The sequence below is a fragment of the Riemerella columbipharyngis genome, from assembly GCF_900101995.1.
GTDB classification, from domain to species: Bacteria; Bacteroidota; Bacteroidia; order Flavobacteriales; family Weeksellaceae; genus Riemerella; species Riemerella columbipharyngis.
The window spans coordinates 120,301-143,425 of sequence record NZ_FNAS01000001.1; the positions used below are offsets into that span (position 1 = coordinate 120,301).

The following is a 23,125-nucleotide window of genomic DNA, read 5'->3' on the forward strand; positions in this document are numbered from 1 at the left end:
CGCCTTCGGGCGGTTTTTTTTGTATATTTGTAGCCTAAAATACTTGGTATGAATATTAAGCAGAAAATACAAGCTCAGATAAGTGAAATAGTTCTTAGTCTGTATCAATTAAAAGATATAAACCTCGATGTTCAGGAAAATAAAACCGATTTTGAAGGGGACTTTACCGTAGTGATTTTCCCTCTTGTAAAACAGCTCAAAAAAAATCCTGAGCTATTGGGTGAAGAAATAGGAGAAGCACTTGCAAATGCAGTTTCTTATATCTCATCTTTCAAGGTGGTGAAGGGTTTTCTTAATCTTAGCCTAAAATCAGAAGCCTTTATAAAGGCGTTAGATTTTGCCGATCAAAATTTTGATACCATAGAACCCAAAAATCAAACAGTGATGGTGGAATATTCATCTCCTAACACTAATAAGCCCCTTCATTTAGGGCATATTCGGAATATACTTTTGGGGTATTCGGTATCGCAAATTCTTCAGGAGGCGGGATACAAGGTCATAAAAACGCAGATTGTGAATGATAGGGGAATCCATATTTGCAAATCTATGTTGGCGTGGGAAAAATTCGGCAATGGCGAAACTCCCGAGCAGACTGATACCAAAGGAGATAAGTTTGTGGGGAACTATTATGTGAAGTTCGACCAAGAATACAAAAAAGAAATAAAGCAATTAGAGGCAGAGGGGCTTTCGGAAGAAGATGCCAAAAAACAAGCTCCGCTTTTCCGTCAGGCACAAAAAATGTTATTAGACTGGGAGCAGGGCGACGAAACCGTAAGGACGCTTTGGGAAAAGATGAACCAATGGGTGTATAGCGGGTTTAACCAAACCTACAAACGCCTTGGCGTAGATTTTGACCAAATCCAATACGAGAGCAATACTTATATCTTAGGAAAAGACCTTATTCAAGAGGGGTTAAAGAAAGGCGTATTTTTTACAAAAGAAGATGGCTCTGTGTGGTGCGATTTGTCCGATGAAGGCTTAGACGAAAAATTACTATTGCGTGGTGACGGCACCTCTGTCTATATGACGCAGGACTTGGGGACGGCTGTGGAGCGTTTCAAAGACAATGATATACAGCAGCTCATCTACACCGTAGGAAACGAGCAAGACTATCATTTTCAGGTATTGTTCAAGATTTTGAAAAAGCTGGGCTATGCTTGGGCAGACCACCTTTACCACTTGTCTTACGGGATGGTGGAGCTGCCGAACGGCAAGATGAAATCTCGGGAAGGCACCGTGGTGGATGCCGACGACCTTATGCAGGAAATGTACATCACTGCCAAGGAGAAAGCTCAAGAGCTTGGCAAGCTGGAGAATCTATCGGAAGAAGACAAAGAAAAATCTTATGAAATAGTAGGCTTAGGCGCCCTCAAATACTTTATCCTAAAAGTGGATCCTAAAAAGAAAATGCTCTTCAATCCCGAGGAAAGTATTGATTTCAATGGAAATACAGGGCCGTTTATACAATATACCTATGCGAGGATACAGTCGCTTTTAGAGAAAGCGGGATACCAAAAGCAAGATTTACCGAAAGTTCTGGATATCAATGCATACGAGAGAGGGCTTATCATGCAGCTGTGTAATTTTAAGGCAGTCGTTCAGAAGGCTTCGGAGAGTCTCAGTCCCGCACATTTGGCGAATTATATTTACGATTTGGTGAAGGCGTACAACTCATTTTACCAGAACAATCCTATCCTTAACCAAGAAGACCTGTTGTTGCGTCAGTTTCGTTTAGAGTTGTCGGTACTCACTTCCCGCACTATTCGTAGAAGTCTTTCGTTACTTGGTATAGGTGTAGTGAATAGAATGTAAAATAGAATTAGGGCGTGCCCTTTCTTTCGCCGTTGCTCTGATGCCTCTGCGAAAGAAAGGTCGGTCTTTGGGCAGTCGCTATCTCTATCCCTACCATTGTTCTTCGCTGTTAGAGATGAACTCCGACAATGCCCTACGCCCTCACGCAAAACAAGATGATGTTCATAGACTTTACACAAAAAGATGCTTGGAGAGCTTTGTCGCCCCGTACGCCGTTTCAGCAGGAGGTACTTTCTTTTTTAGAAGAATGGTATTCAGGCTCTCGTACCGTGATGGTACAGACTTCAGGCTCTACGGGTGTACCTAAAAGATTTCCGGTAGAGAAGGACAAGATGCGTTTCTCGGCACGGCAGACTTGTGCATTTCTTGGCTTGGGGTATGGAGACTTGTCGGTACTGTGTTTACCGGTAGCGTATATTTCCGGTAAGATGATGCTGGTGAGAGCCATAGAGAGCCGTATGAGGTTGGTTGTTTTAGAGCCGTCTTTGTCCCCGCTTTCAGAGTGGGATACAGAAGTAGATTTTTGTGCAATGACGCCTTTGCAGGTAGAGCATTCACTTTCCAAAATACATCACCTCAAAAATCTCATTATCGGAGGTGCGGCGGTCTCTTCTATCCTAAAATTAAAACTAAGCACACAAAAAAATAAAATTTACGAAACCTACGGAATGAGTGAAACTCTTTCCCATATTGCACTTAAACAAATAGCTCCTTGTGCAGAAGAGTATTTCACGGTTTTTGGTGGTGTGGATATAGACACGGATGCCAGAGGGTGTCTGTCTATTTTTGCCCCTGATCTTTGTGACGGACGCTTGCAGACCAATGATTTAGTAGAATTAAAGAATGATAAGGCATTTAGGTTTTTGGGTAGAGTAGATAATGTTATCAATTCCGGTGGAGCAAAGATTTTTCCCGAAGTTTTAGAGCAAAAAATAAAAAATGTCATTCCAAACGAAGTTATATTTTTAGGCTTAGAAGATATGGTTTTAGGGCAGCGGTTGGTTTTGGTGGTAGAGGGGGAGAGTAGCCAAGAGCTTATTTCTAAGCTGGAGCGTATCACCTACGAGAAGTCTTTTCACCGCCCCAAAGACATTATCTTTGTAAAAGAAATCCCAAGAACTCCCAACGGAAAAGTCAGCAGACCCGCCCTGAAAAAGTTGCTTGATAATGATTAGTGTTAATTTTTCTTAATACGCTATATGGGTGGTTAAAAATATATAATTTTGAGGTATTCGTATCGATGCTAAAATAAGAAAATTAAAATGCCTATGAAAAGACTTCTAAAAGGGCTCTTCCTACTTTTGCTACTAATAGTTTTAGCAGGTTGTAGAGCAGACGAAATGCTTACCGAAGCAAAAACAAAAGACGATTTAGCTAATAAGTTTAGTATTTTTGTAAAACGCTCAGGCAGTGATGTCATTGATTATCCGAAAGGGTTTAGATATCTCGCTCTGAGGTACGACAGTATCCACCGTACGAATATTTCGGGGCGGGAACACTTGGAAAAGCTGAAAGAGTTGTCAAAAGATAAGCCTATTACCTTAACCAAAGTAGAGGCAGAGCCTTATATAGATTTTGGAATTCACTCTCAGACTATTACCGAGAAGAACGGAGATAGATGGGTGCTTTATCCTAAGGTGCAGACCGGTAAAGTGGTAGGATTGGTAGCTGCAGTACTATCCGATGAAGAAACAAAAGTCTATTATTATACCGTAAACCCATTATCTGAGCTATATAAGAACAATATTAGCTTGTTCCAAAAAGCCTACACGAAAAAGTATTTTAACGTAAAGTCTAATAGAGGACTTAGCGGCTTAATAGAGATGGCAATGTGTGGAACAGATGATATTCCTTCGGGTGATATAGAAGAAGTGGTAATTATTGGAAATCCACCTAAATCTGGAGACCATAATGGAGACTGGAGTTGGTTGTTTAATGGTTTGTATCCTGGGTATGGACACTATATAGGAGGAGATTGTCTCAGGTATATAAAATGTTTTGATCCTGTTAATGGATTTGATGGCGGAGGAGGAGGCTATTCTCCACTACCACCACTAAATGATAATAATGGTGATCCGTGTTCAGAGATGAAAAAAATGAATAATAGCTCAGCTTATTCAAAGAAAGTTGATGAGCTAAAAGAATCTTCTGTTCTTAGTAGAACTTACGAGACAGGATATAAAGAAAATAAAGATGGAACTTTTCATAGTCTTAGTCCTGCCAAATCTACTGCTAACTCTGACGGAATGAAAATTGATATAGATGCTGATACCAAAGGCTATATACATACGCATATAGATGATTATGAAGTGGAGGACGCAAATGGAGATCTACAGATGAGGATGCCGATTAGAATGTTCTCGCCAGCCGATGTAAATGCCCTAATGGAGATAGCAAAAATGCAAACGGACGGAAATTACGACGAAATATATGGGACGATGGTTTCCAGCGAAGGAATTTATACCATTAAATTTACAGGAACAAAATCTGATATTAAAACTGGATTTAGTGGTAAAGAGTGGAGAGATAAATTCATATATTTTTGGAATAAACATAGTGGAAGTAATGAATTAAAATTTTTAAGATTTTTAAAAGATGTTATGGGAATTGATGGAATATCCTTATATAAAACTGGGAAAGATGGTAAAATAGAAAATAAATTTTTAGAGAGTAACAATAGAGTAAAATCAAATGACTGTCCATAATTTAAAAAAAAATAAAATAATGAAAAAGATAATATTAGTATTCGCATTAATGATAATATGTAATATCAATGCCCAAAGAACAATATCATTAGCTCAGGCTTACGAATATTTTAAGTCGCCTAATGGAATACCAGAGGATGTATCCTATGTGAAGGATACTAATAATGACTTAAACAAATTTATTGGTACCTGGAAAGGAAATTATGATGGGAAAACTTATATATTTAGGTTTATAAAAAAAATAAAAAGTGGGGAATATGATATAAAGTGGGATTATTTAGTAGGTAAGCTTAAAGTAACAGATAATAAAGGTAATATTCTTTATAATACATTTTCCTTAGACGATGATAAAACTTATTTTAGTGGAACATATCTACAACATCAATCTTATATTATGGATTTCATTGTAAATACTTATTGCAATGATTCTGGAGTTGTTTTTTTAAGGATATATGACAATCAACCTAATAAGATGAAAGTTTTATTTGACAGAGATAGGACATGGTACGACCCTAAAAAATGTCCTAATTATGAGACTTACGAAACGACATTACCGCAGAAGTCTTTTGTTCTTACTAAGCAATAAGAAACAAAAAGTCCGGTTACCCAGCCGGGCTTTTAAAACTAAATAGAGATGAAAAAGGTAATATTAATAACTACATTATTCGTAGCGTGTTTATGTAAGGCACAAACTTATACATTAAGAACGACAGGTGTAAAATTTCCTAAAGACAGCTATGTAAAGGATACTAACAACGAATTACCTGAATATGAAGGCACATGGAAAGGGACATGGGGCGGAAAAATGATTTACTTAACATTTAAAAAGATAAAATATTATAATTGGTTTTTAAACGATCGTGCCTACTACCGAGATATGTTAATAGGGAAGTTTAAGGTATTAGATCAAAATAACAAAATACTATTTGATAATACTAATGTATCTGATAATGATGCAAGAATTAAAGGATTTGGATTTATGAAAACGGGAGGAAAGTATTTATTAGGGTATATTGATGAAGATATTTGTTATATGAATGGTCGCATTACTATTTATTTTACGGACAATACCAAAAAGAAACTTCAGTGGGATTTCTATGAAGGGGATAATCTCATTACACCGGATTGCAGGTATTATAAGGCAAAAGAATTTCCTCAGCCTTTACCAAAATCTATAGTTCTTACTAAGCAATAAGAAACAAAAAGTCCGGTTACCCAGTCGGGCTTTTAAAAATAAATAGAGAAGAGATGAGAAAGGTAATATTAATAACTACATTATTCGTAGCGTGTTTATGCAAGGCACAAACCTATCCGTTGAGAACATTTACACAGTTACCTAATGGTGCTTATTTGAAAGATACTCAAAATGAATTATCTACATACGAAGGCACATGGAAAGGTACTTGGGCAGAAAAAACGATTTACTTGACATTCAAGAAACAAACTAGATTTTATAATACAGTTTTAGGAATTTATAAAGACTTTTTAATAGCTAAATTTAAGGTCTTGGATAAAGACAATAAGATTCTATTTGATAATACCCATTTGTCAGATAAAGATGCTAAAATAGTAGGCGGTAAATTTAGAAAAAAAGATGGAAAATATTCTTTTAGTTATAGAGATGAAGATATTTGTGATATAAATGGTTATATTACTATTTATTTTACGGACAATACCAAAAAGAAACTTCAGTGGGATTTCTATGAAGGGGATAATCTCATTACACCGGATTGCAGGTATTATAAGGCAAAAGAATTTCCTCAGCCTTTACCAAAATCTATAGTTCTTACTAAGCAATAAGAAACAGAAAGTCCAGTTACCCAGCCGGGCTTTTAAAAATAAACGGATATGAAAAAGATAACATTAAGCTACTTACTAACGCTATTTATAGCGAATATGGGAACTGCCCAAGAAAAAATAGGCACGCTAAGGCAGTTCGAAGAATGTGTGAGCAGATCTAATTATCAATCTGAGGGTTGTCCGGATTTAGAAAATATTACTTATATCAAAGATGTAGAGAATAGATTAGATAAATTTGTAGGAACTTGGACGGGAACTTATAACGGAAAAACTTATACTTTTAAATTTAATAAAAGAGTAAAGTATAGTGATGGAATGGGAAATAGAACCATAGATTTACTTTTTGGTAGAATAAAAGTTGAGGGAGCTAATGGAGAAATCCTTTATAATACTCTATCTGAAAGTAATGATAGTAATACTTATTTTTCCGGAGATAATTTTCAAAGAAATAGTTATATTATGGATTTCATTGTAAATACTTATTGTAACGATACGGGTGTTGTTTTTTTAAGAATATATGACGATCAACCTAATAAGATGAAAGTTTTATTTGACAGAGATAGGACATGGTACGACCCTAAAAAATGCCCTAATTATGAGACTTACGAAACGACATTACCGCAGAAGTCTTTTGTTCTTACTAAGCAATAAGCAACGAAAAGTCCGGCTGCCCAGCCGAGCTTTTAAAAATAAATAGAGATGAAAAAATTAATATTAAGCTACTTACTAATGCTATTTATAGCGAATATGGGAACTGCCCAAGAAAAAATAGGAACGCTAAGGCAGCTTGAAGAGTGTACTCATAGACCCAACCATCAGTCTGAGGGTTGTCCGGATTTAGATAATATCACTTATGTAAAAGATGTAGAGAATAGATTAGATAAGTTTGTAGGAACTTGGACGGGAACTTATAACGGAAAAACTTATACCTTTAAACTAAACAAGAGAGTTAAATTTGGATTTGGTCAAAGAAATGGGTTATATTGGGATAGATTAATTGGCAGAATGAAAGTTCAAGGAGCTAATGGGGAAGTACTCTATAATACTCTATCCGAAAGTAACGATAGTAATACTTATTTTCATGGGGATAATTTTCAAAGAAATAGTTATATTATGGATTTCATTGTAAATACTTATTGCAATGATTCTGGAGTTGTTTTTTTAAGGATATATGACAATCAACCTAATAAGATGAAAGTTTTATTTGACAGAGATAGGACATGGTACGACCCTAAAAAATGCCCTAATTATGAGACTTACGAAACGACATTACCGCAGGTGTCATTTGTTCTTACTAAGCAATAAGAAACAAAAAGTCCGGTTACCCAGCCGGGTTTTTAAAAATAAATAGAGATGAAAAAATCATTAAAATTAGCAGTTTTATCATTGTTTTTGGGAGTTCAGTTTTCATTTGCCCAGCAGGTTGTGGTTAATAAGCCGTCAGATACAAGGCTATTAGAAATTAATAAAAAAGAGTTTATAGGTAAACCTTTAGACTACTTATTGTCGGTCATTAAAGTACCAATAAAGTCTATTCAAGCCTATCCTAATAAAAACAAAAATGAAATCAATAGCTTAACATTTAGGTACATTACATATAAAGAATATCTTAAAACATGGGATAAAGAAATGAATGATAGACCTACTCAATTAGTTATTGAATTTAACCAAAATTGGAATTTTATAGGTAAGAGGTGTTATCCTAATAAAAATCCTCAGTGTACAGAATGGCTGCCGGAAGATGAGAAAACTTTAGGGAATTTGATTGTTTATGATATTTATGTTTTGGGTAAAGACTAATGCGATAAAAGTCCGGTTACCCAGCCGGACTTTCAAAACTAAATAGAGATGAGAAAGTCATTAAAATTAGCAGTTTTATCATTGTTTTTGGGGATTCAGTTTTCGTGTGCCCAGCAGATTGTAATTAACAAGCCGTCAGATACAAGGCTGTTAGAAGTTAATAAAAAAGAATTTATAGGGAAACCATTGAGTTATTTATTATCGGTTATTAAAGTACCTATAAAGTCAGTACTAGCTGTTCCTAATAAAAATAAGAATGAAATTAATATGCTATATTTTAGATATATTACTTATGATGAATATCGCAGAGTATGGACTAAAAGTAGTATTGAAGAAGGTCCTACTCAATTAGTTGTTAAATTTAATCAAAATTGGAATATGGAGGGGAAGTTGTGCAAACCTATAGAAAATCCCCAGTGTGCAGAATGGCTGCCGGAAGATGAGAAAAATTTAGGAGGTTTAATCGTATATGATATTTATGTACGGGGTAAAGACTAATACGATAAAAGTCCGGCTGCCCAGTCGGGCTTTTAATACTAAATAGAGATGAGAAAGGTAATACTAAGTGCTTCGTACCTTTTCAGTATTTTAGGCAAAAAGCATATGAAAGATTTATTTTGATAGCTTAGCTATTTTGTGATTATAAAAAGTTCCCACGCCGCAGGCGTGGGAACTTTTTATAATCACAAAATACACCTACTCATAGTAGGCAATCTCACGCTCTATGACGATTTTGGCTTTTCCGTCTTGATAGATTATTGTCTTAATCCAATTACCATGGGTGTCGTATTCGTAGGTATAAGTATTTTTCAAAGTTAAACCGCTCTCTAAGTTATAACTAACCCACTCTATCTCATTCCCTTTATCATCATACGCAAAAGTTTTTTTCCAATCTAAACTGCCATCTGAGTTATACCTAACCGTCTCTATCTGATTCCCTTTATCATCATACGCATAAGTCTCTTTCCAATCTAAACTGCCATCTGAGTTATAACTAACCCACTCTATCTGATTCCCTTTATCATCATACGCAAAAGTGTTTTTCCAATCTAAACTGCCATCTGAGTTATAACTAACCTCCTCTATCTGATTCCCTTTATCATCATACGCAAAAGTGTTTTTCCAATCTAAACTGCCATCTGAGTTATAACTAACCCACTCTATCTGATTCCCTTTATCATCATACGCAAAAGTGTTTTTCCAATCTAAACTGCCATCTGAGTTATAACTAACCCACTCTATCTGATTCCCTTTATCATCATACGCAAAAGTGTTTTTCCAATCTAAACTGCCATCTGCGTTATAACTAACCTCCTCTATCTGATTCCCTTTATCATCATACGCAAAAGTGTTTTTCGAATCTAAACTGCCATCTGCGTTATACCTAACCTCCTCTATCTGATTCCCTTTATCATCATACGCAAAAGTGTTTTTCGAATCTAAACTGCCATCTGCGTTATACCTAACCTCCTCTATCAAATTCCCTTTTTCATTAAAAACAGCATAAGAATTATCATCATTTCCACCTGTTTTTCTCCCTCTTTCTACTTTTCCAAATTTCTCTACGGCTTCATAAGATATCTGCCTTACGGATTTTACTTTTCCTTTCAAACCTGTTTCTTCTGCATCGGTTTTCTTGTGTTGTTTATCACACGCCCAAAGGCTTAATGCACTAAGCATAACTAAAATTGTTTGTTTTATTTCTATTGAGTTTTTAAATGTTTTATATTTTCATCAAAATTTTTAGATGAATTACCCAAATTTTTAGGCAGACCTACCAAAATTTTTATTGATTTATTGAAAACTTTGCAACAACTACCTGAATTTTTAAGCTCTATATCCAAATTTTTGGCTTAAGTATCGAAATTTTTGGGTGCCATAGGCAAAATTTTAGGCTTAGGGGCTAAAATTTTCGCTGCCAAGGCTAAAAATTTCATTGTTTTAGGCAAATCTTTCATCGAGATAGCCAAAAGTTGGGGCATTTTGCCCCAACTTTTGGCTACCATAGCTTTACGCTTTATTCAGAAGGCGTATTTTGTGGGTCTTCTGCTTTTTTCTTTTTAGAACGCGGAAAGAATTGCGACAGTTCCTGTGCCATGCTCGTAGTACCCGGCGCATTCTCGCCACTGAGGTAGCGAATATTGCGGTAGAAAGTGAGTGCGGCAGTGTAGTTGTCGTTATCCAAAAGGATTTTGGTATCAGAGAGTTGCTCGGTGATGCTTTCCAGGCGCAAGAGGCGTTTTTCTATCACCTCGCGTGTGGCGTAATCTTTGTCAAACTCCGCTTTGTCCACAAAAGGCGGCACATAGTCTGGGTACTGCTCCATTAGGGTTTTGCTTTTTTGCACAAAGAGCTTGTTTTGCTCGGCAATTCTACCAAATTGTTTACGCTCTTCGGGCGTAAGGTTGCGGGTTTTGCCTTTCAACGCCTCTTCCACCGCTGCCAGGGCATCGTCTATTTTCTTTAAATCCTCGGCAGAAAATTCAAGGCTTAATAAATCTTTGTTCATACTGTTTTGGTTTTTTTTAAGTTAAACTTCTTTTTCTATTTAATTGTAAGGTATATACCTATGATTTTTTCACTCATTCTTTATTTAAGAGACTCGATAGATATGATATTATTTAGGCTTTTATCCATTTCAGAAGTTGTTTCCAAGAAGCTTTATTACCATGCATCAAGATACCCACACGGTAGATTTTTGAGGCAATAAAAACCATCAGCACCGTAAATGCTATCAAAATAGAAATAGACAAAATAATCTGCCATACAGGAACGCCAAAAGGTATCCTTGCAATCATTGCCACAGGCGAAGTAAACGGAATCATAGATAGCCAAAAGCCCATTGGTCCATCTGGATTTTGGGCAATAGAGAAACTGCCGTACATCCCTATCATCAGAGGCATTATTGTGAATAATGAGAACTGCTGGGTCTCTGTTTCATTATCCACCGCAGAACCTATGGCAGCGTACATAGAGCTGTAAAAAATATACCCCCAAAGAAAAAATAACAGAAATACGACAATGATGGTCATATAGTCCAAATCTAAAAGCGTATGAGAAATATTTGATAACATTTCTGTAAAATTGTTCATCTTATTTAGAGGATTTTCTGCATTCAGATTTTGTAAATTTGTGGCAGAGCCGAAATAATTATTTATGACAAGAGCCGCAGAAACAGTCATTGCAATCCAAATCACAAATTGAGTGATAGCGACTAAGGTAACCCCCAAGATTTTTCCCGCCATTAGTTCAAAAGGTTTTACAGATGAAATGATGATTTCCACCACACGGTTATTTTTTTCTTCCAGCACGCTCCGCATCACCCTCACCCCATACATAAGGATAAACATAAAGGTAATGTACATCAGAACCATACTCATTACTGTTTTAACGCTAAAAGCGAGAGTATCATCTTCTTTGTCTTTTTCTAATATATTTTTGGTTTTGATTTCAAAAGACTTATCCAAATCTTCTAGTTGATTTTGAGTAATGCCTAAAGTTTTTATTTTTTCATTTTTGATAACTTTGGTCATTGCGTTGGCTATTTTTTCCCGCACATCATAGCTGATTTTTTTGTTAATCAAAAGCTGCGTATTTTGTTCCAGTGAATTGTAGTCGTTATTGATTAATGCAGGGATAATGAGTAGTCCGTCTATGCTATCCATTGTTTCGAGATTTTTTTTCAGAGCAGGTTCATCAGCTTCGGAGACATAGGTGAAAGTAATATCTTTAGGGGCTTTCATTTCTTTTTGAAAAATGCCGTTTTTGTCTATTACCAAAAAACCGTGCTGTGTTTCATTAGCCTTGAAAATCATTCCGATAAGTCCGCCAAAACCTATTAGCAAAAGAGGTGCAAGTATGGTAAGGATAAGGAATGATTTCTTTTTTACTTGTGTAAGAAATTCTCTTTTGGTGATGATGAATATATTTTTCATAATGATTGTTCTTTGTGGGTTATTGGCTTACGGCATTGATGAATACTTCGTTCATACTCGGTATTTTTTCGTCAAAACTTCTGATATAGCCTATCTGCATTAGTTCGCTGATGATTTCGTTTTGATTACCGTTGTTTTTAGTTTCAAAATAGACCAAATTATTATTTTTTCTACTTTCCAAGATTTTATATTTATTAAAGAATTGGGCTAATTTTTCCTCATCGGCATCAGCTAAAATAACATTGCAAACATTTTTCTTGAATTTTTCCCTTACATCAAAGACTTTTCCGTCAATGATTTTTTTAGAATGGTTGATGAGAGCCACATAGTCGCACATTTCTTCAACACTCTCCATTCTGTGGGTAGAGAGGATAATGGTAGTACCGTTTTCTTTTAGTTTGATGATTTGGTCTTTAATCAAATTAGCATTGACAGGGTCAAATCCTGAAAAAGGCTCATCTAATATCAATAGCTTCGGGCGGTGTAGCACAGTAACTACAAACTGTATTTTCTGTGCCATTCCTTTGGAGAGTTCGGCTATTTTTTTCTTCCACCATTGGTCTATTTGTAGCTGTTCAAACCAATATTTGGCCTGTTCCAGAGCGTCTTTTTTAGACATTCCTTTGAGCTCTCCGAAGTACAAAAGTTGGTCGCCCACTGTCATATTTTTGTATAGACCTCTCTCTTCGGGCATATAGCCGATATCCCGTATATGGTTGGGATTTAGTTTTTCATCGTCAATGAAAATATTGCCGCTGTCTGCTTGTATGATTTGGTTTACAATTCTGATAAAAGAAGTTTTGCCGGCACCATTAGGCCCCAACAGTCCGTATATGGAAGATTTTGGAACATGGATGCTGAAATCCGAAAGGGCTACTTTCTTTCCGGCATCGTAAGTCTTGTTAATGTGTTCTGCTCGTAGCATAAGAATAGGGTTTAGATAGAATGGACACTGCTGCCCTCTAAAATTTATTTAGCAAATTTAACTTATTCCGATAAAAAAGCAAATAATAGACTATTAAGATAGAATAAAGTTGTCTTTACAGTTTGTCTATTTTAGAATTATGCAGCTCTACCGGATTTTTGGATTTCCGCATTTTCATATTGATAAATTCTACTGACAGAGAAAAAAATATTGCAAAGTAGAGATAGCCCTTCGGAATGACGCCCACTTCCTGCCCAAATAACGCAAAATGCCCTAAATGTGAAGCTTCTGCTAAAAGCATTACCCCAATGAGAATTAGGAAAGATAATCCTAAGATCTGTATGCTAGGGTGGCGGTTCACAAAGTTGCTTACCGGTCCTGCAAAAGCCATCATTATAGCGATGGAAAGCACTACTGCAGCAATCATTATAACTAATGCTCCACCGTTTCCATACTCCTGAAAACTTACCAATCCTATGGCAGTAAGAATACTGTCAAATGAAAAAACCAAATTGAGTGCCGCAATTTGAATGATAGCTCCTAATAGATTGATTTTCTTTTTAGATACAGATTGTATCTCGTCTTCTCCTTCCAATTTTTCGTGTATCTCGGAGACGGATTTATACAAAAGAAATAATCCTCCAAAGAAAATAATCAAACTCTGCCCCGTGATGCTTCCGTGAAACCACGAAAGATGAATGCCAAAAAGTTCATCATTAAGGCTTACCACCCATTTTATCCCAAAGAGAAGCAAAACACGAAACCCCATCGCCAAAAGCAATCCTATATTCCTTGCTTTTTTGCGGTCAGACGCTTCTATCTTATTGGATACTATAGAGATAAAGACAATATTGTCTATCCCAAGAATAATTTCTAAAAAGGTAAGCGTAAAGAATGCTATCCACGCTTCGGTGTTACTTAGAACATCTAAAAATGCCATAGGGTATGTATTATTAAGCCACAAAAATAGTGAATATCTTAGATATAAATGATTTCTGTGCCTATTACCTTTTTCCCTATTTGCTCCAGAAGCGCTTGATATTGCTCTATCTGTTTGCGGTGTTCTTTTTTCTCTTCCCCTGTTTTGAAGTCCACGATATAGCATCCGTCCTCGGTTTCCACAATGCGGTCCGGGCGGTAGAGGTGTGCTCCTTGCTCATCTGAAACCATAATGGCTCTTTCATTAATCACATTCCGAAATCCGGAAAAATATTTTTGATACAGAGAATTTCTTACAATGGCTAATATCCTGTTTTCTATTTCTGTTTTCTCATCTTGGGAAATAAGCCCTTCCAGAAGATAATTGCCTAAAACTTTCGCAATATCGTTTTCGGATTTTATTTTGGATAATATTTCGTGAATAAAGATACCTTGTCTTACCTTTTCATTTCTATTTTTGTAGCTTTTAGACGGTGTGGCAATACGGATATTATCAACTTTTTGGGAAGGTTTTATTTCTTTAATACTTAAAATATTTGCGGAAAAATCCTCTTCCTTTTTTTCTAATTTTTTGTAAGAGCTGCCCACCTCAGGGTACAAATCAAAGCTATCCTCCGTGCTGTTTATTTTTTGGACAAAATCCATAATCACAGAAGGTGACTCTTGAGAACTATCCGACTGCCGCTGTATATAGAGGAACAGCTGTTGTTCCGGTCTCGTGGTGGCTACATATTGTACACAGAGGTCATCTATTTTTTCTTTGTAAGCAATGGCATCATTATATTCTTTCGCTTTCTCATCGTAGCCTGCAATTTGTGTATTAAAAGGTTTAATATTCACATAGCGAAGCTCTCCCATATCTTCTACCGAATACCAATCACTGGATTTCTTTTTATTAGAGCCTATCAGAATAGGATACATGACCACCGGAAACTCAAGACCTTTGGCAGAGTGTATGGTCATAAATTTTATGGCATCTATATTTTCAGAACTTTGTACAGATTGTCCTTTCGCTTCATCGTCCCAGTATTTCACAAAATCTTTGAGGGTTTTTCCCGGTATCTGAGCGAAATTATACGCCACTTCCAAGAAGGTCAATAGAAAGTTGGTTTCCTTTTCGGAAACAGATAACACTTGTATGCATTCCTCTATATAGTTGTACAAATTGAGTGAAAACAGTCCTTTTTGCCTTAGCTCCAAATCATATTTTTCTGCCAAAAAATCTTTAATGGCTTCTGGTGATTTTAGATTGAGAATATGCTGTAAATCTTCGGTAAAAGACTTTATCTCAATTCTTTTATTTTCGTTAAGGTAATAAAGCATTTTCACAAGGTATTCCCGATTTTCAGAGCTCAGCTCCCAATTGATAAAAGCCATCAAAGCTCTTAGCGTTAATGATAATTCTAAAGCCAACCCTCTTTCAGAAATGGTTTTGATTTTAGATGGGCTGCCGTGGTATGTTACTTCCTTTTTACCAAGCTCTAATGAAAGCGAGGCGATATCTTTGCCATTCCTACATAGGATACAGATATCCGAAAACTCAAAACCATTGTTGATACATTCCTGTATGTCGTGATGGATTTTTTCTGCCGCATTTTCGTGGAAATCATTATGGCTAATGAGATTGATACGCACTCTGCCTTCGTGATTTTTCTTTGCTTTCTGTATCGCTAAGTCCCCGAAAATCCGTTTATGTTTAGGTTCCAGATTTTCCGCTTCGGTAGCGTATAGTTTATTATTGAAATCCACAATGTTTTTGGCACTTCGCCAATTGTTTTCTAAGTTTTCGACATTGATTTTCACAGAGGTATAGCCGTCCTTTTTAGCCTCTTCTTCATTGATGATACCCAGCATCAGCTCACTATCGCCTCCTCGGAAACGGTAGATACTTTGTTTGGGGTCTCCCACAATGGTAAAAGTGTGGTCTTCCGAGCTTATGGTGTGGTTTCTTAGAGGAATAATATTTTTCCATTGCATCTTAGAAGTATCCTGAAACTCATCAAAGAAATAGTGCTGAAATTTAGTCCCTACCTTTTCATAAATAAACGCGGAAGGCTCATCTTTAAGGTTTTCATTAATAATAACATTGAACTTTGATAATAGCACAAGCTCATTTTCTTCCTCTATTAAGTTAAGCTCGTCCGAGATATTTTTGTTAATGGTAAGCGGTAGAAGTTCTTTCAAGATTTTTTTGATTTTCTCTATCTCTATCCAGTCTTTTGTAATCTCTTCCCATAGGGGGATAAGCTCGGTAAGAGCACCGTCCACACTATCGCGGATACTTTGGTTTTTAGAAGCTGTCCCACTCTTAAAATTTGCCATAGAGCGTTCTTTATCTTTGGGTATCTTCAGCTCTTTGGTTTTGTTTTCAGAAAAAAGCAAGTTGTCCAAGAAATACTTTGCAATGCTTGATCTCGTCCCTCCCTTGAAATCACTTACCGTAAGCCCACTTTCTTGGATAATATCACAGCCTTTCCGGATATTGGATTTTATTTTTTCTTCCTTTTCTTTGATGAAAGCCCTTATCTTATCTTTGGTTTCCTCATAAGCCTTTTGGTCAAAAGATTTATTTTCTTTAAGTTGCTCGTAGTTCGTATCTTTAATAAATTCTTTCGCAGCTTCATAAAGGGATTGGTTTAGGTGTACACGCTCATCGTTTTCTAAATGGAAGTACATTAAGTCCAGCAGCGTTTTAGAGAGTATCTCATCATCTCCCACTTTGTCCAATAGCCTTTCCACCGCTTCCACCAAGAAAGGTTCGTTATTAATTTCGATATTGAAATTTTGGGGAAGCCCAAGCTCAAAGGCAAAGCTCCGTATAAGCTTGGAATTGAATTTATCAATCGTCCCAATATTTAGCACCGAATAATTATGCAGTATGTAATCCAAAAGTTTTTTTGAGCGTTCGTGCAGGTCTTCTATGCTTATATTTATACCGTTTTCTTTTAAGTATTTTTTTATGCTTTTAAGCTCAGAATTGGTTTTATAATCCTCTTTGGTAAAGCCTAGCAGCCACTCCAATATACGGGATTTCATCTCATTTGCGGCCTTATTGGTAAAGGTAAGGGCAAGGATGTGTCTGATGGTCTCGCGTCCGTTAGGGTCTTTTAAGCATAGCGAAAGTACTCTAATGGCAAGTGCATAAGTTTTTCCCGAACCGGCGGAAGCATTGATGGCAGTATAGCTGTGCATTTTCTATCATTTAATAGACTGCCAAGATATGTAATTATTTTGAATTAAGCAATCGTGAGCCGCAGGATATTGATGAGGTTAGTTAAGCTTATATGAGAGCATAATTCCTCCTCTATAAGGGATCCATTCTCCACTGAGGTTCCATTTTCCAGAGTGTACTTCATATCTCCTGATAAAACTTGGGGGATTATCCGCAGGTTCGTAGCCGTGGTAAAATCCTTGAGAGCTACCGCCTCCCAAGAATAGGTCTATATTCCATTTTTTGCTCCATTGGTATTGGTAGCCCACTACACCACCCAGCATATAATTGAACCCCCGTTGGTATTTTTTAGATTTCAGATAGTTCCATTTTGTAATATCAAAAAGTCCAAAGCCTACATTGAGACCAGCATACCAGCCTTTAAAGGCTTGTTTGAAATAATACCTGACCTCCGTATGCCCCATATAGATTTGAAAATGATGCCCATTCACCGACCGCCATGGTGAAACCAACACATCGGCTTGCAGAGTGTATTTAGGCGCCAGCTTACATTCGGCTCCGGCATTGAAAATCAAGGCTGGAAGTGTCAAGACATTACCTTTTACATAAATCTCAGGGAATTTTCGCTCTACATTATTTTGTGCAAATATTGCAATCGGCAAAAATAAAAATAGGATAATCTTAGCTGTCTTCATACTGCAAATATACATAGACTCCAGAGAAAATGGAATTTTGTAAAATTTATAATAAATTCTCAATAAAAATCCACCGCTTAAAAAGCTAAGCAGTGGATTAAATTGCTGTGATTATTTCTAATTTTTCACGACTAATTTTCCTTTTATGGGAACTAAATTATCTCCTAAATTTATCACATAAATATAGATTCCGGCAGGCACATTAGCCCTCCAAGAGTTGTTGTATCCTTTTTTTGTAAATATCAATTTTCCGCTGAGGTTAAAGATTTGAACCTCATTGTTTTTATATTTATCAAGGTTTAATATATTCCAAGTTTGATTATAACTAAGAATATTGTTCACAAGAATATCAGAAGTCGTATTATCTTGTACCCCTAAAGAATTATCATTTCCCTCTTTCACTGTTACCTCTGCTTTGTTTACGGCAAGGAAAATATTGTCATCGGCTTTAATCATAATTCTGCCGTGCTCCGTTACCATATCGTTAGTAAATTTAATGTCTGCGGCACCATTGTTCGGAAGATTTTTCGCTACTAGATAAGGAAACGATTTTCCGCCGTCGGCAGAGAAATAAACGGAAACGGTTTTGGTGTTAATCGGCACGTTATCCGTGCCTGCGACATCCCAAGTGATATGTGTATCTTTGTAGGCAGTAAAGGTTTCAGGAAACTCTTGTGAGGTTACCTTGAAAGGCCCCGACTGCTCATCAACCGTAATATCCACATAATCCCATACTACATTTCCTGCTTCTCCTCCGGCAACCGCTCTGTCTCTTACCACAAAAGTCCATTTCATCGTTCTACCTATGCTCGAAACGGTTTCCCAGTCGCCTCCTTGAGGCCATGTTTCGGTTAATTTATCTTCCAATATTCTGGAAAGTTTAGGCACATATCGGAAATTGTCTGCAGAAGGTGGGTACATTCTTGTCGTTGCTCCTGCCGGTTGGCTGGGGCCAAAAGTTTGGATGCTCACTTCTTTAAAGTCTTTGTTGGTCTTGTCCTCTTCTTCCCAGGTGTAGTAGAGTTGGTCGTTATCCGCATCGGTGGCTTTGCCTTCCAATTTATAAGCCGTAAGTTTCGGTATGGTAAATTCAGAATGTTTTCTTGCCCCGATAGCGGGAGCGTGGTTACCCGTTTCTTCCGTCCTAAGCTGTAACCCCTGCTCTTTTGCTTTTTCTAAGGTATTTCTGATTTGCTGCACGGAGTAATGATTAAAGTAGTTATCCGAGCTTCCTTGTACATTGTTTTCGTATTTCAATCCGGCATAACCCATTATGGTAGTTCCGCTGCCGGGTTCTATGGCAGATGTATATATAGGATTTCCCACGGAAAAAGAATGTGTTGCCCCCAGCTGGTGTCCTACTTCGTGAGCGAAGATTAAATCTTCCATAACGGTTTGTATATGGTTAAACCGCGTATAAGCTTTGGTTCTGGATAGCTGCAGAGACGGCTTTATGGATCCAACTACAGCCTGCCCCGAAGGCGTTCCGCCATGAAACCTGTGGCCTAAATCATAGTTGTCTTTTCCTACCTCTTTGTTGATGAGGTCTCTTATCTTCTTCCCGTTTGCAATGAAAACAGGATTATCGCCTTTGTCGAGGTATTTACTTTTTTCGCTAAATTCCGTAAATATCGTAGAGATGCCGGAGACAAGCTCTAAGCGTATGCCTAAATCCGACATAAGAATCTGGTTGGCAGTATTGATTGTCCCTGCTATTGCACCCAAAACAGCTTCTTTTTTTTCTTGGTCTGTGGCGTGTTCGTAAGGGCTTCCTATGGGGCCGCCATAGCCTTTTGAGTAATATAGGAAAGCTCTGGAATATTCTACCGTAGCCAATACGGCGAATCTTACCACGCGGGTTTTAATGGGGTTTTCTGCCGGCTGGGTATAGGGGATTATGTCTGAATTTCCGGCAGCCTCCCTTGCAGCAGTAGAAAATGCATCGAGGTCAAGCTCGCGGCAGGCATCGGTTTTCAGCATTTCTTTGGAGATGCTGCTTTTTCGGACGGAATATTGGTTGTCAGTATCTTTACTGATGTATTGTATTTTGTCTCCGTCTATCACGGCGGCGTCCGATAGTCCTTGCTTTGTCAGTACAAAATTGATGATTTTCTTAGGATTGTTTACAGAGATACCTGTATAGGTACGGATGTTCGGGTATTTTCTTTGAAGTTCGTCCGACAGAGTTTTGGTCTGCCTCACCTCATAACCTTCTGTTTTTCCTTGTGCATCAGGGAAATAAACTTTTTTTGCAGCATTGAAATCAGAAGGGAGTTTAGCTTCAAGAGCCTTATTGTTTAAGTGATATTCAACGGCATTCAGGCTGTTTTTATTTGCTTTTGCTACGCTCAGCTGTTTCCAATATTGTTGGGAAAAAGCCGTCGAAGAAAGTAGCAAAAAAATAAATATTGTTATTCCTCTTATTTTCATAAAGCTTTAATTTTTAATCAGTAATTTTCCTTTGAAAGTACTCTTTGTTTTATCTTCTAATGCAATGATATAATAATAAATGCCGGCAGGAAGTCTTACCGTCCAATCATTGCGATAATCTTTCAGAGTGAGAACCCGCTTTCCTGATGCGTCAAAAATACGGATTATATTTTTTTTGTAAAACTCAATATTTTTGATGTACCAAATTTGGTTTGCATGAAGAAAATTGGAAACAATTATTTTATGATCATTAGCAGAGGGTTCTTTGTTTTTCAAAGTATCATCCTTTTCATCACAAACATCTCCGATGCCGTCGTTGTCCGTATCTTTTTGGTCTGGATTGGCTATATTTGGACAATTATCTTGTACATTAGGAATTCCGTCTCCGTCGATATCGTCATCGCACGAATCTCCGATGCCGTCGTTATCCGAGTCTTGCTGGTTGGGATTGGCAAAGTTCGGGCAGTTGTCTTGATTGTTTAATATATCGTCTCCGTCAATATCATTGTCGCAAGTATCTCCGATGCCGTCGTTGTCCGTATCTTTTTGGTCTGGATTGGCTATATTTGGACAATTATCTTGTACATTAGGAATTCCGTCTCCGTCAATATCACTGTCGCAAGTATCACCAATGCCGTCGTTATCCGAGTCTTTTTGGTCAGGATTGGCAATGTTCGGGCAGTTGTCTTGATTGTTTAATATACCGTCTCCGTCAATATCATTGTCACAAATATCTCCGATGCCGTCGTTATCGGTATCTTTCTGGTCAGGATTGGCTATATTCGGGCAGTTGTCTTTACCATCTTCAATACCGTCTCCATCTTTGTCTGTAACAGGCTCTTCCCCCTCTTTCACGGTTATTTCTGCTTTGTTTACGGCAAGGAAAATATTGTCATCGGCTTTAATCATAATTCTACCGTACTCCGTTGCCATATCGTTGGTAAATTTAATGTCGGCAGAACCGGTATTCGGTAAGTTTTTAGCCACTAAGTAAGGGAACGATTTTCCGCCGTTGGCAGAGAAATAAACGGAAACGGTTTTGGCGTTAATCGGCGCATTATCCGTGCCTGCGACATCCCAAGTGATATGTGCATCTTGGTAGGCGGTAAACGTTTCAGGCGACTCTTGTGAGGTTACCTTAAAGGGGCCTGCATCGGCATCTACGGTTACATTCGTATAATCGAACACCGTGTTTCCTGCTTCGCCGCTGGTAATGGCTCTGTCTCTTACCACAAAAGCCCATTTCATCGTTCTGCCTACGCCCGAAACGGTTTCCCAGTCGCCAAACATCGGATATGCCGAAGTGTTGGGATTGGTTTCCGTAAGTCTGCCTTCCAGTATTCGGGACAGCTTGGGTACATATCTGAAATTATCTGCAGACGGCGGATGCATTCTTGTAAGAGCCCCCTGCTCCAAATCTGGTCCAAATCGTTCTTTGGTAACGGGTTTGGAAGGTGCCAGCGGGTCGGATTCCTCCCAAGCATAGTAGAGTTGGTCTTTGTCGGGGTCTTCGGCTGTTCCTTCCAATTTATAAGCCGTAAGTTTCGGAATGGTAAATGTTTTTACACGCTCGGAAATTACGGGAGCTTGGTTGGCAGACGGCTCCGTCCTTAGCGATACGCGGCTCAAAACATTTTTCATTTCCATAATTGAACGGTGGTTGTAATATAAATCTTTTTTGTATTGAATATTTTGGCTTACTCTGTTCCCCGTAAAGGCCACCCCGGGATATGCCATTATAGTACTGCCGCTCGCCGGTTCTATTTTACTGCTGTTTCCCAAAATTTCTCTTTTGTAGGAGAAAGAATGAAAAGCACCCAGCTGATGCCCTATTTCGTGGGCAAGTACTCCTTCGAAGCGGTCTCTTATGTTAAAAGATTGGTCTGATGAAAAGGCATTGGCTTTTTGGTTTGGAAAAGCAATGGTTCCCACCCCTGCGGATAAGCCTCCACGGCTACCGAAGAGAAATAAATGTCCTAAATCGTAATTATTTGCACCGATAGCTTTGTCTAGAGTTTCTTTAATTTTGAAATCATGCCAAGAGCCGCTTCCTCCTCCTATGTAGGGTTCGTTGTGTTGGTTCAAAAAAATAGTGGATTCATCAGAAACCAATTCCAGACGAACCGCTAAGTCTGGCATAAGCATATCGTTCACGCGGTTGACAGAGCGTGTAATGGCTTCCAAAACCACGCGTTTCTTCTCCTCTTCCGAGGCATTTTCTTTATTCATAAGTTTCAGCCATACATTAGAATATCCGGCGGAAGCAAGAACCGCAAAACGCACCACGCGTATTTGATGATTTGTTTCGGCAGAGAAACGTCTCATCCATCCGTACGGCTTTTGGTTGTTCTCCGGCAGTTCATTCATATTGCATTCAAAGGGCAGCTTGGGCTCTTGGTTCGGCTGCTTTCCGGTAATATGGTATGCTCCCTCTTTTGGGCTTAAATAATAGATTTTATCGGGTGTTTCAAAAACAGCGTCCAATCCTGTGGAAGACCACACAAAACTCACTTTATTTTGTGGTTTTTTTACGGAATAGCCCCTGAAAGTAAGGAGTTTTGGGTGTTTTCTCTGTAATTCGTCGGAGAGGGTTTTGGTTTTTACAATTTCGTAAGCAGAGAGGTTTCCGTTTTCATCAGGTAGGTAAATGGTTATTTTCTGCCCAAAAGGAGTATTTGCCAAATTATTTTCAAAATCGGTTTTGTTTAGTTTATAATACTGTTTTTCAGTGTTTTTGTGCAATTGGTTTTTAGCAATGGTCCAATATTGTTGAGAGAATAAAAAATTAGAAAGAAATAAACTTAAATAGAACGGAATGGCTTTGATTTTTATCATTTTATTTTTCCACAAAGTTACTATATTTTTTTTTTAATATTTTTTTCAAAAATAGAATTAACTAATTTTTAGACAAG

At 37.6% G+C, this 23,125-nt stretch carries 20 protein-coding genes; 10 read left to right on the forward strand and 10 right to left on the reverse strand.

Features of this window, described 5'->3' with window-relative positions; translation table 11 throughout:
* Positions 1–48 precede the first annotated feature (48 nt).
* The 10 genes from argS to BLS89_RS00535 all read left to right on the forward strand — a co-directional run bounded on the left by argS (position 49) and on the right by BLS89_RS00535 (position 8,615).
* Positions 49–1,812, forward strand: a complete 1,764-nt coding sequence (gene argS / locus BLS89_RS00490) for an arginine--tRNA ligase (protein ID WP_092735552.1) — start codon at positions 49–51, stop codon at positions 1,810–1,812.
* A 158-nt stretch (positions 1,813–1,970) separates the two neighbouring features.
* Entirely contained in the window at positions 1,971–2,987 is a 1,017-nt protein-coding gene (locus tag BLS89_RS00495; RefSeq protein WP_176763210.1) for an AMP-binding protein, read from the forward strand.
* Positions 2,988–3,080: 93 nt separating this feature from the next.
* Positions 3,081–4,517 carry a hypothetical protein gene (locus BLS89_RS00500; RefSeq protein WP_245688731.1) on the forward strand — a complete coding sequence of 479 codons (1,437 nt, stop codon included), beginning with the start codon at positions 3,081–3,083 and terminating at the stop codon, positions 4,515–4,517.
* 19 nt (positions 4,518–4,536) lie between these two features.
* A complete protein-coding gene (locus BLS89_RS00505) occupies positions 4,537–5,103 on the forward strand; it encodes a DUF6705 family protein (protein WP_092735736.1) in 567 nt (188 codons plus the stop codon).
* A 48-nt stretch (positions 5,104–5,151) separates the two neighbouring features.
* Positions 5,152–5,712, forward strand: a complete 561-nt coding sequence (locus BLS89_RS00510) for a DUF6705 family protein (RefSeq protein WP_092735554.1) — start codon at positions 5,152–5,154, stop codon at positions 5,710–5,712.
* A gap of 53 nt (positions 5,713–5,765) precedes the next feature.
* Positions 5,766–6,317: a DUF6705 family protein gene (locus BLS89_RS00515; RefSeq protein ID WP_143017699.1), complete on the forward strand. Its 552-nt coding sequence runs from the start codon at positions 5,766–5,768 to the stop codon at positions 6,315–6,317.
* A 48-nt stretch (positions 6,318–6,365) separates the two neighbouring features.
* Positions 6,366–6,968 (forward strand): DUF6705 family protein, encoded by a 603-nt coding sequence (locus tag BLS89_RS00520; protein WP_176763196.1) that lies wholly within the window; start codon positions 6,366–6,368, stop codon positions 6,966–6,968.
* A gap of 48 nt (positions 6,969–7,016) precedes the next feature.
* The gene (locus BLS89_RS00525) at positions 7,017–7,622 is read left to right on the forward strand and encodes a DUF6705 family protein (protein WP_176763197.1); all 606 of its coding nucleotides are present in this window, start codon (positions 7,017–7,019) and stop codon (positions 7,620–7,622) included.
* Between the two features lie 48 nt (positions 7,623–7,670).
* Positions 7,671–8,117: a hypothetical protein gene (locus BLS89_RS00530; protein ID WP_245688735.1), complete on the forward strand. Its 447-nt coding sequence runs from the start codon at positions 7,671–7,673 to the stop codon at positions 8,115–8,117.
* Between the two features lie 48 nt (positions 8,118–8,165).
* On the forward strand, positions 8,166–8,615 hold the full coding sequence (locus BLS89_RS00535) for a hypothetical protein (RefSeq protein ID WP_092735556.1): 450 nt from the start codon (positions 8,166–8,168) through the stop codon (positions 8,613–8,615).
* 198 nt (positions 8,616–8,813) lie between these two features.
* Here BLS89_RS00535 and BLS89_RS00540 read toward each other — a convergent pair whose 3' ends face one another.
* From BLS89_RS00540 to BLS89_RS00580, 10 genes are all read right to left on the reverse strand, one after another.
* Positions 8,814–9,797, reverse strand: coding sequence for a hypothetical protein (locus tag BLS89_RS00540; protein WP_092735557.1), 984 nt, complete (start codon positions 9,795–9,797; stop codon positions 8,814–8,816).
* Between the two features lie 173 nt (positions 9,798–9,970).
* On the reverse strand, positions 9,971–10,123 hold the full coding sequence (locus tag BLS89_RS10515) for a hypothetical protein (protein ID WP_176763198.1): 153 nt from the start codon (positions 10,121–10,123) through the stop codon (positions 9,971–9,973).
* An 11-nt stretch (positions 10,124–10,134) separates the two neighbouring features.
* Positions 10,135–10,626, reverse strand: coding sequence for a hypothetical protein (locus BLS89_RS00545; protein WP_092735558.1), 492 nt, complete (start codon positions 10,624–10,626; stop codon positions 10,135–10,137).
* A gap of 112 nt (positions 10,627–10,738) precedes the next feature.
* A complete protein-coding gene (locus BLS89_RS00550; protein WP_092735559.1) occupies positions 10,739–12,052 on the reverse strand; it encodes an ABC transporter permease in 1,314 nt (437 codons plus the stop codon).
* Between the two features lie 19 nt (positions 12,053–12,071).
* Positions 12,072–12,977 carry an ABC transporter ATP-binding protein gene (locus BLS89_RS00555; RefSeq protein ID WP_092735560.1) on the reverse strand — a complete coding sequence of 302 codons (906 nt, stop codon included), beginning with the start codon at positions 12,975–12,977 and terminating at the stop codon, positions 12,072–12,074.
* A 115-nt stretch (positions 12,978–13,092) separates the two neighbouring features.
* On the reverse strand, positions 13,093–13,917 hold the full coding sequence (locus BLS89_RS00560) for a TerC family protein (protein WP_092735561.1): 825 nt from the start codon (positions 13,915–13,917) through the stop codon (positions 13,093–13,095).
* A 38-nt stretch (positions 13,918–13,955) separates the two neighbouring features.
* On the reverse strand, positions 13,956–17,108 hold the full coding sequence (locus BLS89_RS00565) for a UvrD-helicase domain-containing protein (RefSeq protein ID WP_092735562.1): 3,153 nt from the start codon (positions 17,106–17,108) through the stop codon (positions 13,956–13,958).
* Between the two features lie 78 nt (positions 17,109–17,186).
* On the reverse strand, positions 17,187–17,783 hold the full coding sequence (locus BLS89_RS00570; protein WP_092735563.1) for a DUF3575 domain-containing protein: 597 nt from the start codon (positions 17,781–17,783) through the stop codon (positions 17,187–17,189).
* A 117-nt stretch (positions 17,784–17,900) separates the two neighbouring features.
* Positions 17,901–20,213 (reverse strand): reprolysin-like metallopeptidase, encoded by a 2,313-nt coding sequence (locus BLS89_RS00575; protein WP_092735564.1) that lies wholly within the window; start codon positions 20,211–20,213, stop codon positions 17,901–17,903.
* Positions 20,214–20,219: 6 nt separating this feature from the next.
* Positions 20,220–23,048, reverse strand: a complete 2,829-nt coding sequence (locus tag BLS89_RS00580; RefSeq protein WP_092735565.1) for a thrombospondin type 3 repeat-containing protein — start codon at positions 23,046–23,048, stop codon at positions 20,220–20,222.
* Between the last annotated feature and the right edge of the window lie 77 nt (positions 23,049–23,125).